Genomic DNA, 12,279 nt, shown 5'->3' on the forward strand with positions numbered 1-12,279 from the left:
GGGATTCCGCAGATTCCTTGCAATCTGGCACTCGACACGCTCCCGTGACTCTCTATGGATGGCGGTCCCATGTCTCAAAGGCAGCCGGCCATCGTTTTCATTTTCATCACCCTCTTTCTCGATATCTTTGGGATTGGCCTCATTGTGCCTGTGTTGCCGGGGCTGGTGGAGAAGATGGTGGGTGGTAATGAGGAGACCACCTCACACATGGTGGGCTGGCTGGTAGCGCTGTATGCGCTCATGCAGTTCCTGTTCTCCCCTGTGCTCGGATCGCTCTCGGACCGCTTCGGTCGCCGGCCGGTGATCCTGCTCTCGCTGTTGGGGTCGGGGTTGGATTATCTGTTACTCGCTTGGGCGCCGTCGCTGTGGTGGCTCTTTCTCGGGCGCATCATCTCTGGGATCACGGCGGCGAATTTCACTGCGGCCAGCGCTTACATCGCAGATATTACTCCACCGGAGAAGCGGGCCCACGGGTTCGGCATTATTGGTGCGGCCTTTGGGCTGGGGTTCATCGCGGGACCTGCAGTCGGTGGATTGGTGAGCGAGTATGGTAGGCACTTGATGGGCGACTACGGCCTGCGGCTTCCCTTCATCCTGGCAGCTGGCGTCACACTGCTGAACTGGGTCTATGGGGTGTTCGTACTGCCGGAGTCATTGACAAAGGAAAACCGCCGCCCCTTCCACTGGGAGAGTGCGCATCCCATCAAGTCCATCAAATCGCTGAGCCGCTGGCCGGTGGTACTGAGTCTTTCCGGTGTGCACTTCCTGATGAATCTCACGCACACCATCTACCCGAGCCTTTGGGTGCTCTATACCAAAAAGCGCTATGGATGGGGCGAGTTGGATGTGGGGCTTTCTCTGGGCTTTGTAGGTATCATGTCCGCGATTGTGCAGGGAGGGCTCGCGGGACGTATCATTGGTTTCCTGGGTGATCGTCGCGGACTGCTGCTTGGGTTCGCACTTATGACGGTGGCGATGGTGGGCTATGGGCTCGCGCCCAATGGATTTGTCATCTATGTGGTCATGTTTGTGGGCGCCTTCAGCGGTATTGCGGGTCCCGCGGCACAGGCCATCATCACCAAGAAGGTGGGAGCCACCGAGCAAGGTGAGGTGCAGGGCGCGCTGAATAGTGTGGCCAGTGTGGCTGGCATCGTGGGACCCATCGTGTGGACATGGATGTTCGCCTACAGCGTGAGTGACGAGAGGAAGATTCATGTGCCGGGCATCGCCTTCATCGTGGCGGGCATCCTGACCTTTGGCGCCATGTTGCTGGGCAGGTGGGCGTTGCGTGGTGAGAAGATTGGAGCGGCAAAAGCGCTGGAAACTCCCTTTCCTCTTCGGGATGATCCTCCGGCGTGAGAGGAGCTGCGGCCGGATCTGGCGGGTCGCCATGATCCTGGTGTTGGGCTGGATGCCCAGCGGTTGCACGTCCCGTGCCCTCAAGATCCTGACCCCTGTGCAGCTCTTGAAGCAGTTGCCGCAGGGGACGGAAGTCATTCAGAAGCCTCTGATGCTGCTCACGAAGCCAGAGGCAAAGGCCCCGAGCCATGGGGGGCACAGCGGAAGTGAAGTGTCTGCACCCCTGAGGATGACCCACGGAGTTCCTGTGATCGATGCACACCTGAACGGTGTCACCATTCCATTGATCATTGATACGGGCTGTCAACCCACGTTGATGGTGGATCCTGAGAGCGCGGTGAGAGCAAGCGTGCTTGTGGTGAAACCTGCTCAAGGAAGTCTCGTGTTGGAGGGGACCTTGGGAGAGGAGGATGCTTTGCTCGGCAGGGTGCAACAGTTGAGCCTCACAGATTGGCGGATTGAGGGGCCACTCTGCCTCATCCGCTCACAGCAGACCTATATGGCTGGCCTGTTCCAGCGACGGAAGCTCCCGCTGAATCTATTTGGGATGGCGCTGCCGCTTCATGCGTGCAGTTACATGACCATCGATTATCCTCATGAACGCGTTGTCTTTGGTTTCCACCAGCACTATCAGCCGGTGAAGAACCGACATGTCTGGAGTGTTCCCATGATTCTGCGTGATGGGCTTCCTCATGTGAGATTGCGCCATGGAGGGGTAAGATGGGAGGCGGTCATAGATACCGGGGCCAACCCGACCATGACCATCACTCCCGAAATTGCCCAACAATGCGGTGCCATGTCCTCCCTCAGCCAAGTGGACGGATATCGTCTCGGAATAGGTGTGATGTCCGGGTTGAAGGACCGCGACAAGTTGCAACGTGTGGTCCTGCACCGAATCCAAGGTCTCGGTCCAGAGTTGTCGCACGTTCCAGCCACCATTGCCAACTTTACCCCCCGAGTGGGTTCAGGCTTGTTGAGGCATTACCGGGTCACCCTGGACTTCAAGAGACAGCTTCTGTGGCTGGAGGAAGAGGGGCTGAAGGAGCAAGGTGATCCGGCATCGTGAACGAACACCTCGCTACCGCCAGTCAGCCGTCACGGCCAGCAGCCATTCACGTGCTGCTTTTCTTTCTGGAATGTCACGCAGCACCCACTGGTCCGAATGATTGCGAAATGGGATGGCGCGGAAGGTGAAGTCACCTTTCACCCCGGTGCTCTGCAGGTACTCCTCCACACCTTTGGTGCTGCCCTCGTGTGATATCCATTGCGGTCTTCCCTCCAGACGCTGAAGTCTCTCCAATGCTGAGGCACGATCTGCTCCGGCATAGGGCCAGCGCGCATTGACGCCATCGTAGTGCGAGTGGCAGAAGAAGGCTCGCCATTGAGGAGCCACGATGTCATTGTGGAGACCGAGGTAGTTGCAGGCAATGGCACCTCTTGAAAAGCCAGCGAGGATCATGCAGTCGATATCGGCGCCGTATTTCTCCGCCACCATCTTCAGGGTGGCTGTGGCGTAGCGGTTGGTTTCGATGACGTCACCCCACCACTTGGTGGCATTCCGTTTCGTGCCGTCGGCCATCTCAATGTATGGCAGGCATACCCAGATGAAGCCTTGCCCATTGCTGAGTCCGTAGCCGAGATTGCTTCCCTGCACCGTGCCTTCGGAGACATCGCCGTATTTGTTCTTGTAGCCACCATTGCCAGCGTACTCGGCGATCACGGGAAACTTTTTTCCGCCCTTGGGTGTCCAGTCGGTGGGCAGATAGAGAGCGTGATGCACCTGGGTGCCCTCCCAGCCGGGTGTGGTTTGCCTCACCCGGTGTCCGGCAGTCGGCGTGGCGTCTTCTCCTTCCATGGCCGGGACGGTCAGGTCCGTGGGAACGGAGGAGAGGTCGGGCAGCTCCTGGCCGCCCGCCATGGCGAGCATGGTGAAAAAGATGAAGCATCCTCGTAGGAGCAAAGCGGAGGGGGAGTGCGTATTCATGGGTGCATGGGCAAAATCAAGGCCGGACCGGGTGTGAACAACGCAACAGAATCATGCTTGCTTGCGCTTGGCAGGTGGTCAAAGCCGCGTTACGAAGCGGGGCGCATGATGAATCTGTTCCGCGCCGGTGCGGCCAAGCTTTCGGGTCATCTCCTCCTCCTGCTCCTCGGTCTGGCGGTGGGAGGGTGCGCTGCCAGTTCTCATCAGCGGGTGTCACATGGCACCCTGCGCACGCTGCAGAGTCGCGCGGTGGAAGCCTCCCGTCTCGGGGTGAATCTCCGCGATGGTGAGCTGGATGTGCAGGTGGACCACACGCATGGGGGCCGGCCTACGGTGACAGTGCCGATGAAGTGGCACCACGGTCTGCCTGCGATGGATGGCCAGATCAATGGCAGACCGGTGCTCCTGATCATGGATACCGGGAGCCAGGGGTGCCTGGTGCTGGATGCAGACACGGCAGTGCGCGCAAAGGTGGATACACTGCGGCATTCCCCGGATCGCTTCCGTCTTGAGGGTGCCTTCGGCAGCGAGCCCGCCATTGTGGGACGTGCACGCGAGGTGAAGGTGGGTGCGTGGAACATCCAGGGGCTGCCCTGCCTGATTCGCACGCATCGGAGCCTTACGGGGGGGGGCTTCTTCCGGGAGCAAATTACCCTGAACATCTGGGGCATGGCGCTGCTGCATCAGGCCTGCACCTACCTCACGCTGGACCACAAGAGGGACCAGATCACCTTTGGTTTTGATGGCAGCTACCAGCCGCAGCGGGGGAATGAAGTGTGGAAGGTGCCGCTGAGATTCCGCCACGGTCTGCCCTACGTACAGATTGGCAATGGGCAGGCCAAGTGGGAGGCGCTGCTGGATTCGGGGGCGAACTCGCCGCTGGAGATCACCCAGGAGGTGGCCCAGCGCGGAAACCTGCTTGCGAGCGCGCGGACGCTGCCAGGTCAGCGCTTCGGCGTGGGCGTGGCGGATGGCGATGCCCTTGATACCCTGCAACGTGTGGTGGTCCCGAAGCTCTTCGGACTGGGACTCACCATGCGTGATGTGCCCGCCTTCATCGTGCGGGATGAGCCGAAGGTGGGCTCGGGTCTGCTGGCACACTATCGTGCCACGATCGATTTCCGGAGGAACCTGCTCTGGCTGGAAGTTCCCCGGCAGTGAAGTGACACCATAATAAAGATGACGAGTGCACACTTCTGGTGGAAAGGCAGTGGCGTCATCGCCTCAACTGCTTCCCACCCATGAAGACCATCGCCGCGGTGCTGCATGAGCGCGGGCTGCCCAAGCCCTATGCCACGAGCCAGCCGCTCGTGATTGAAGAACTGGAACTCGACGGTCCGCAGGAGGGCGAGGTCCTCGTGGAGATGACCGCCGCCGGTCTGTGCCACTCGGACCTCTCCGTACTGAATGGCACGCGCCTGTGGCCGCTCCCCATTGTCATCGGGCACGAGGCATGCGGCATCGTGCGGGAGGTGGGACATGGGGTGAAGGACCTGCGTGAAGGCGAGCACGTGGTGTTCTCGTTTCTGCCCACGTGCGGGCATTGTCCCATGTGCTCCTGCGGCCGCCCCTCCCTCTGTGAACCGGGCGTGATGGCGAACCGTGCTGGCAAGCTGATCACCGGAGGTGTGCGCTTCTGGAAAGGCGGCGCGAGCCGGGTGCATCATCACTCCGGTATCGCGGGGTACTCACAGTACAGTGTGGTCGCCCGGGAATCGATCGTGAAGGTGCCTCAGGACATCCCTCCAGAAACGGCGGTACTTTTCGGCTGCGCGATCATGACCGGCGTGGGCGCAGTGATTAATACGGCCAAGGTGCCTGCGGGAACCTCCGTGGTCGTCTTCGGTATGGGAGGCGTGGGTCTCAGTGTCGTGATGGGTGCGCGTGCAGCCGGGGCGCATCCCATCATTGCCGTGGACGTGCTGGACTCCAAGCTGGAACTCGCGAAACAGTGCGGTGCCACCCATGTGGTGAATGCTTCCCGTGTGGACCCGGTGGCCGCGGTTCGTGACCTGACGCATGGGGGGGTGGATCACGCGTTCGAAGCGGTGGGGAATGTGAAGGTCATTGAGCAGGCCTTTGCCAGTGCGAAGCGGGGCGGTCGCGCAGTGAGCATTGGCCTGACGCATCCTGACAGCAAAATCACCCTGCCTGCGCTGGCCTTTGCTGCGGAAGAAAAGGTGCTCATGGGCAGTTACATGGGCTCCTGTGTGCCGCAGCGGGATATTCCGAGATACATGGAACTGTACCGCACCGGAGCCCTGCCCGTGGATCTGCTCAGGACTCGCACCATTTCCCTGGAACAGGTGAATGAAGGGTTCGACCTGCTGGATAGTGGCGAAGTGGCGCGGCAGGTGATCCGGTTTGCGCGGGGGTAGGGAGCGCAGGTCGCGAAAAAATGTAGCTTCAGCTTCAGCCGAATCTGGCTGGGCTGCAGGGTGGTTTCATCCGGCTGAAGCCGAAGCTACTTTGATAGCGCATCGTCACGTGGCTAGCTCCCCTCTGGACGATCCCATTCGATGTACTTCGGCCCGCGCATCGGCCGCCGGGTAGACGGGCGATGGCAGAGTCTCTTGAACAGGCGAAACAGCGTCTTCATCTGGAGGTCTTGCATGGGAGTTAGGCGTGGGGTGCTGTAGGGTATGAGCGGGTTCGTGTTATTTTGAACACTACACGTTTGTACATCTTCCGCAAGACTTAAACGTTGGGAATTTTCCCTGGAAAGACCTGAAAAAGGGAACGCGTCCCTCCCGAGTCGCTGGGCGAGCCCATCTGCCACCCTGCGAGAGCAAGTCGGAATAAGCCGAACCTCTCAGTCTCCGATGTTCCTCTGTGTTGAATCCAATGCAGCCCACCGCACCCACCCAACTCCCTCAACAAGGAACGAAGAACCAAGCACCAACAACCCTCAACTACTTCACCTCCACCGCCCACACTTCCGGCGAGCGGAAGCCTGGGCGAGCTTCGCCACTGGGGATGATGATGCGACCATTCCACAGGGTGGTGGGTACCGTAGCGCGGGAGATGGGGCCATCTGCGAGGCGTCTCCACTCACCGGCGGTGACGTCGAAGAGGAGTGTGCCCTTGGGGAAGCCGGGGTGCTCGGTCTCGGGTTTGAAGCCGACCTTGCCGCCGTCATCGCCACAGAGGAGCAGCGGTCCGCGCTCGGTGCTGGGAGCAGGAGTGCAGGCGGCGACAGCCACCTGCGGGACATCGGGCAGCTTTTCCCAGGTGTTCTTCCTAGGAGTGAAGCGGTAGGCGTCCTTCAGCCAGTCGCGGGCGGGCTTGCCATCCTTGTCCGCATGCAGGGCGGCGCCGGTGAAGAGGTAGAAGGCGCCTTCATGCGCACCGGCGGTGGCCAGCATACGCTCCGATCCTGGCCACGTGGGCAGTGTCTGCCAGGTGGCGTTGGCATCGGCGAGGTTCAGCGACCAGAAGGTGTGCATGGCCTTCGTGGCATCCGGCTTCTCGATGCCGCCGGCTACATAGAGTGTATCATTGATGAGTACACCACAGGTATTCGCGCAGGGCTGGGGCAGGGAGGGCAGGGGGCGAGTGGTGATTTTTCCACCCTCCAGCTTCAGCGCGTACACATCGGCCCGGTGTCCCTCCGCATTGCTGCCGCCGGCGCAGATGACTTCATCCTTCCAGGTGACGCTGACGCCGTAGCCGATGGGCTTGGGTAGCTTCCCCGCGTGGCGCCACTGGCCATCGGGCTTCTCCAGCACCCAGATGTCATCATACCAAATCTTCGTACCGCCTTCCCACGGGCGTTTCCCGGGGAAGTTCGCGCCACCGGCCACGAGCAGCGCGCTGCCACTCACACCGGCATGCATCGCGGCGAATCCTTCCTTGTCCGGCAGGTTCGAGAGCTGCGACCAGTTGAGGATGGGAAGGGCGGGGGATGATTGCGCGTGGGACATCAGGGGCAGGGAGAGGGCGAGAGACAGGAGGAAGAGGGGGAGAATGGGAGAGAGGGAGAGGGAAGTCATTCCGGGATGCATGCGCGAAGTCCTTTGGCGTGCGGTGTGGAACAGGTCCGTCACAGTTCGAGTCGCTGCTGAGCACCGCGACCAGCGGTCGCAGCCACAGTAACGGCGGTCGTGGTCATGGTAATGGCCGTGGCTGTCGGAGTGACATGCATGCCCATGGCTGCGGACGAATGTCCTTGCTTCAGAACTGTGGTTGCGACCGGTGGTCGCGAATGGGGCATCTTCTCTCATGACTGACAGGGTTCCTTTCCATAGACTCCCGTCTATTTAGCGCCAGACTTCAGCAGCGTGTAGATCACCAAGGCCGCATCACCACGGGTGATGGTGTCTGACTTGGCATCGATACGCTTCGACGCACCGTGCACCGCTTCTTCGTTCATGCCTTTCGCACTGCGCACGAGCTTCAGGAAGTCCTGTGTCTTCATGGCCACGGCGTCCTTGCTGATGGCTGCCTTTGCGATGGACTCAGCGAGGTGGCGGGTGACGCTGGGGTTGTTTGCGCCCTCGCTGCTCGCGAGTTTGGCAAACGTCTCCACCCACAGCTTCGCGGTCACGCCATCGAGGCGGTCGGTGGGGCGGGCGTCGTAGCCGTCGAAGAAGCCCTGCGTGGCGAGGTACTGCACGGCGGGAATCCATGCTTCTTCATTCGTGACCTTCACATCATTGAAGAAGCTCACGAGGAACTGGCGTTCGGCGAGGGTGCGCACGAGCTTGCGGCTATCCAGCGCGGCGGGAGTGGTCTTGTCCTTGATGGCTTGTGCCGCGGCGAATCCAGCGGCCTCACCGGTCTGCATCCACACGGGCTCCAGGCGGATGGCGCCCCACATGACGTGCGTGGCGGAGAGGCAGATGGGCACGAGCAGATTGTCCACGCCCTGGGGCAGCAGGCTGCGGTAGGGAATCTGTGCGGGGCGCGACTCCTCGGTGAGGATGAGCTTGCCGTCATACTTGAAGCCGGGACGCGAGTCCGTGGTGCAGGAGTGCGAGTCCTGGTACCAATCGGTGGTGCCGATGCTGTCGTGCTGAATCGGCGTGCGCGCATAACCTTTCGCGGCAAAGCCATCGAGCTCCGTCAGCACATGGCGGCCCACGATGCGGCGGGCTTCACGCACATACATTTCATACGGGATGTGCCCGTTGTCCTTGAACTCATCCTTCGGCAGGCCCCACTGGCGGAATCCTTCGCGCGCTTTTTCCGAAACGGACTCGTCATTCTGAAGGAACCAGATGAGACCAAGTGCGAAGTTCTTGTGCCGCTCGATGATCTTCTCGCGCTTCGGCCAGTCCGCCTCGGGATACTCGTGGTTTTCCCCGGGAAGAATCGGGCTGTTCATGTGGGACTTCAGATTGGGGCCCGCATTCGTGGAGATGGATTTGCGACCGAAGTTCACATACTCCTCGCGGTTGTAGCCGGGAGGCGGTTCGGTGAGCATGAGGCGGTTCTCCGGGTCCTTCGTCACGCAAAAGCGGTAGTTGTACGCCTGCACGGCGCCATCCGCGGTGAAGGGACTGGTGGGATCCACGGTGCCCTGGCGGGAACCATAGGGGCGGATGTTCAACCTGCCCTCGATGGCGTCGACCGGAGCGGAGTCGCTGTCGATATTCACAAAGGCCTTGCCCGCGTGTGGCTCGTTGAACTCGGCGCGTGCTTCGCGGCCCACGCGGAAGGGGACCTTCGCCAGCGCGAAGAGATCGCCTTCATACGTGCTATCGGCGAAGACGGTGGCCTTTGCCGTGATGTCGTTCTGCGTGCCATACTCGCGCAGGGTCACGCCCTTGAGGATGGCGCCTTCGCGATCGAGGGACACGGGATAGTGCGAGAGCAGCAGCGTGAGATTCTTCTCACCAGCCACGAGGCGGTTGAATTCGCGCTCATTCACCTTCGATTCCGCCCAGCCGATGGGATACTTCTGGTGGGAGTAGCGGATGATTTGATGGTCAGGCGAGTCCTTGCCGAAGCGGTCGATGTAGTACTTCTCGATATTCCCCAGCAACTCGGTGAAGAGCGGTGCACGTGGGCCGCCATAGAGCGCATCCCACTGCATGAGACCATTGCTCATCATGCCGCCGATGTGGCGGTTGTGCTGCACGAGCAGAACGGTGAGGCCTTCACGCGCGGCACGCACGGCGCAGGCGGTGCCACCGGCGGTCGCGCCGACCACGATGAGATTATAGGATTTCCCATTCACTTGCGCTGCGGGCACGTTCTTCGCGAGGGCGATGGGGGCGTTGTCAGGCGTGATGCCAGTCTTTCGTTCGGCTGTCTTCTCCGCGAGTGGCGAGAGGGCGGCTGCCGCTGCGAGACGCGCGCGGGCTGCGGTGTGCTCGGGAGAAGACTCCACTTCCTTGGAGCGGGTGGATGCGGGGACGAGTTCTTTCTTTCCTGTGGGCGTGCTCGCGGTGAAGCCGGAGGGCAATTTGCCATCGCGTTCCGACTTCGCGAGGGCGATGGGCACGAACTGCACGCCATCCACCACCACATAACCGTCCGCGCCCTTGTTGGTGATTTCGAGCGAGGCCTTGCCGCCTGCTTCGTAGCGGAACACACCGAGGGCGCGGGGCACGTTGTTTTGCAGGACCTCTTCGCGCTGGTTCACAGTCACGGTCTTCGCGCCGTCTGCGCTCTGGATGGTGACGGGCACATTCGTGGCGCGGTTCTTCGTGGCCACATAGAGGAGGCGCACTTCGTAGTCTCCGGGCTCGGTGATCTGCTGGGTGAAGGTCGCACTGGCTTCGCCCTGGTTCTTGTTGTCATCATGGCGGTAGCTCTTCCCGAGCAGCGGCGATTGTTTCTCGCTGGTGACCCAGGAGCCCTTGTACACTGCGGATTCATCATCCTGCACGAGACCGGCGGGCGCGGCGGCTGTGCACGGTGCGCAAGACAGCAGGCAAAACCCGCCAGCGAGTGCCAAGGTTCGCACATCGCAAAGGATGGAATGGTATATCATGGTACGAAGGTGTGTGAAAAAAGGTGCTCTGCTCGAAACGTCGCTTTGCGTCTTGGAGTGCGGTGGCAAGCGCTAAAGCGCGACACCGCTTTCGCCGGAGGGGGTGACTGGAAAACGGGTTTCAACATCGGGACATCCCGGTTGGTTTGCTTGCTTTGGCGAATTGTACCCCGTCCGCTCCGGCAAAAGCGGTGTCGCGTCCCGCAAGGGGCGGGGACTTGCCACCGCACTCCAAGACGCAAAGCGCACTGGTTCATCAGGAGGGTGCATTTCAGTTCTCCCTGGATGGTGATTTGATTCAATGGCGCTTGACCACTTTCACTTCCCCGCTGCCGCACCATCACCCACCTCCGCCACATACAGCCGAGTCCAGGTGCCGTTGCTCACATTGAAATAGATGCGCTTGCCATCCGCGCTGAAGACGGGGTGGGGATGGGAGCGCCGCCAGGAGCGGGCGCCGCCGTCGTTCTTGAAGGAATGCAGCAGGATGTGCTTCCCGCCGCGCGCATCGGCGAGCACGATGCCCCAGCTGTTCGCGTCGCCCCCGAACTTGTCCATGGTGGAGTCCGTGACGATGAGCTTCCCATCGGGACTGGCAGAGGGATGGTCACCGCGCACGGCGGGCAATTCGGGCAGGCGGGTGCCTTTGCCGTTACCGCTATCAAAGAGGGTGAACGAAGTCTCGACAATGGTCTTGCCATCCGGATGCCACGAGGGGTGGCCCCAGCGGTCGCTTTGATAAAGGAAGCGATTCTCCGCAATGCTGTAGCACACGAGGCCGAGGCGCTGGCTCGCGGCGCCGCCACGTGGGTCACGCGTGATGCCGGGGGCGGCGAGCTTGAAGAAGACACGGTCCGCCTTCGGACTCAGTACGGGGAAGAAGATGATGAAGGGCTTTCCCTGGAAGGCCTTGTCCACCCAGGGCGTGTACTTGTCCCGCACGGCCTGCGCGGTGAGTACGGTTTTGATTTCGCCGGTGGCGGAGTTGCAGAGTTCCAGGTTGGTGTGCTCACCCGGGTCCCAATGCTGGCCGTAGATGGGAACGAGGTCACCATTTGGCTGGCCCCAGCTGGAGAGACGGTTTTTGGCGAGGACGCGCTCCTTGCCGGTATCGAGATCCACGGCACCGACGAACCACGTGCCATCGCGCAGGCCGTGAAAGCTGATGCGCTTGCCGTTGGACAGCCACTGCTGGCAGGCGGCGCGATGCGCGTCCTCGGTTTCGAGATTCGTGACGAGCGTCTTCTCTTCACCCGTGGCGCGGTTGACGATGTGCACCTCACCGGTGTGGCCATTCAGCGCGGTGGAGGAGTAGAACAGGACTTGGGTGCCATCCGGGCTCTCCGGACACGTGTTGAAGTACGAGTGGATGCTGTGCCGCTCGGCGGTCTCTGGCAAGACAGAGCGAATCTTCACGCCACTGCGCCAGGGGGCGAGGGGATCGTCTTTCGCTTCTTCCGCGTGAGCGGTGGTGGTGGTGCTCGTGAAGCACGTGAGGGCGAGTCCTGCGAAGGTGAGAAGCGCGGGCAGGGTGGTGTGGTGAGAAGCGCGTTTCATGGTCAGTACAGGGCACGAGTTGAAGGAGACCGGTATTCCAAAGTAACTTCGGCTTTAGCCGAATCAGGAGCGGGGTGGGTGAGATATGGCAGCCGACTGAGTTCGGCTAAAGCCGAAACTACTTTGCTGGCGCCTCTGGCGCGATGGGTTGAGGAAGGATGCGTTCGGGTGCAATTGGCTGCGGCATCACGGGCTGGGCCGGGATGATGTCCGGCACCAGAGGCGCGGATGTGACGGCATCTGGCACGATGACCTGCGGTGCGATTACATCGACCGCGATGGTCTCCGGAAGAATTCGGTCCGGCGCAATGAGGTCTGCCGTGAGCGGCTGCGGCGCGATCACCTGCGGCGTGATGGATGCTGGTGCGATCACATCGGGGGTGATGGCATCCGGCACAATGGGAGCCGGGAGGATGGGATCGGGCGTGACCATGGCAGT

General features: G+C 61.3%; 9 protein-coding genes. 4 read left to right on the plus strand and 5 right to left on the minus strand.

All coding sequences use genetic code 11. From position 1 onward, the window contains the following. Positions 1–69 precede the first annotated feature (69 nt). Together DES53_RS13985 and DES53_RS13990 are read left to right on the plus strand one after the other, a co-directional pair. Positions 70–1,359 carry a TCR/Tet family MFS transporter gene (locus DES53_RS13985; protein ID WP_113959083.1) on the plus strand — a complete coding sequence of 430 codons (1,290 nt, stop codon included), beginning with the start codon at positions 70–72 and terminating at the stop codon, positions 1,357–1,359. Next, positions 1,343–2,425: a pepsin/retropepsin-like aspartic protease family protein gene (locus DES53_RS13990; protein ID WP_113958885.1), complete on the plus strand. Its 1,083-nt coding sequence runs from the start codon at positions 1,343–1,345 to the stop codon at positions 2,423–2,425. The genes DES53_RS13985 and DES53_RS13990 overlap by 17 nt, the downstream gene beginning before the upstream one ends. 12 nt (positions 2,426–2,437) lie before the next feature. On the opposite strand, the gene DES53_RS13995 is transcribed toward DES53_RS13990, so the two are convergent. Then, positions 2,438–3,343 carry a hypothetical protein gene (locus DES53_RS13995; protein ID WP_211325547.1) on the minus strand — a complete coding sequence of 302 codons (906 nt, stop codon included), beginning with the start codon at positions 3,341–3,343 and terminating at the stop codon, positions 2,438–2,440. A 105-nt stretch (positions 3,344–3,448) separates the two neighbouring features. Here DES53_RS13995 and DES53_RS14000 point away from each other — a divergent pair, with 105 nt between their 5' ends. Together DES53_RS14000 and DES53_RS14005 are read left to right on the plus strand one after the other, a co-directional pair. Continuing rightward, positions 3,449–4,504 (plus strand): pepsin/retropepsin-like aspartic protease family protein, encoded by a 1,056-nt coding sequence (locus tag DES53_RS14000; RefSeq protein ID WP_170157107.1) that lies wholly within the window; start codon positions 3,449–3,451, stop codon positions 4,502–4,504. A gap of 80 nt (positions 4,505–4,584) precedes the next feature. Continuing rightward, positions 4,585–5,721, plus strand: a complete 1,137-nt coding sequence (locus DES53_RS14005) for a zinc-dependent alcohol dehydrogenase family protein (RefSeq protein ID WP_113958887.1) — start codon at positions 4,585–4,587, stop codon at positions 5,719–5,721. Between the two features lie 534 nt (positions 5,722–6,255). On the opposite strand, the gene DES53_RS14010 is transcribed toward DES53_RS14005, so the two are convergent. The 4 genes from DES53_RS14010 to DES53_RS14025 form a co-directional block, all read right to left on the minus strand. Beyond that, complete coding sequence (locus DES53_RS14010; protein WP_170157108.1) at positions 6,256–7,335, minus strand: galactose oxidase; 1,080 nt, start codon at positions 7,333–7,335, stop codon at positions 6,256–6,258. A 263-nt stretch (positions 7,336–7,598) separates the two neighbouring features. Continuing rightward, on the minus strand, positions 7,599–10,283 hold the full coding sequence (locus DES53_RS14015; RefSeq protein ID WP_113958889.1) for an FAD-dependent oxidoreductase: 2,685 nt from the start codon (positions 10,281–10,283) through the stop codon (positions 7,599–7,601). A gap of 318 nt (positions 10,284–10,601) precedes the next feature. Continuing rightward, positions 10,602–11,840: a TolB family protein gene (locus DES53_RS14020; protein ID WP_113958890.1), complete on the minus strand. Its 1,239-nt coding sequence runs from the start codon at positions 11,838–11,840 to the stop codon at positions 10,602–10,604. Between the two features lie 118 nt (positions 11,841–11,958). Continuing rightward, on the minus strand, positions 11,959–12,273 hold the full coding sequence (locus tag DES53_RS14025; RefSeq protein WP_113958891.1) for a hypothetical protein: 315 nt from the start codon (positions 12,271–12,273) through the stop codon (positions 11,959–11,961). Between the last annotated feature and the right edge of the window lie 6 nt (positions 12,274–12,279).

The sequence above is a fragment of the Roseimicrobium gellanilyticum genome (assembly GCF_003315205.1).
Taxonomy (GTDB): Bacteria; Verrucomicrobiota; Verrucomicrobiia; order Verrucomicrobiales; family Verrucomicrobiaceae; genus Roseimicrobium; species Roseimicrobium gellanilyticum.

Bases quoted from the DNA above. Each gene is read 5' to 3' on its own strand.
- DES53_RS13985 (WP_113959083.1), top strand. From the start codon at position 70: ATGTCTCAAAGGCAGCCGGCCATCGTTTTCATTTTCATCACCCTCTTT.
- DES53_RS13990 (WP_113958885.1), top strand. From the start codon at position 1,343: ATGATCCTCCGGCGTGAGAGGAGCTGCGGCCGGATCTGGCGGGTCGCC.
- DES53_RS13995 (WP_211325547.1), bottom strand. From the start codon at position 3,343: ATGAATACGCACTCCCCCTCCGCTTTGCTCCTACGAGGATGCTTCATC.
- DES53_RS14000 (WP_170157107.1), top strand. From the start codon at position 3,449: ATGATGAATCTGTTCCGCGCCGGTGCGGCCAAGCTTTCGGGTCATCTC.
- DES53_RS14005 (WP_113958887.1), top strand. From the start codon at position 4,585: ATGAAGACCATCGCCGCGGTGCTGCATGAGCGCGGGCTGCCCAAGCCC.
- DES53_RS14010 (WP_170157108.1), bottom strand. From the start codon at position 7,335: ATGACTTCCCTCTCCCTCTCTCCCATTCTCCCCCTCTTCCTCCTGTCT.
- DES53_RS14015 (WP_113958889.1), bottom strand. From the start codon at position 10,283: ATGATATACCATTCCATCCTTTGCGATGTGCGAACCTTGGCACTCGCT.
- DES53_RS14020 (WP_113958890.1), bottom strand. From the start codon at position 11,840: ATGAAACGCGCTTCTCACCACACCACCCTGCCCGCGCTTCTCACCTTC.
- DES53_RS14025 (WP_113958891.1), bottom strand. From the start codon at position 12,273: ATGGTCACGCCCGATCCCATCCTCCCGGCTCCCATTGTGCCGGATGCC.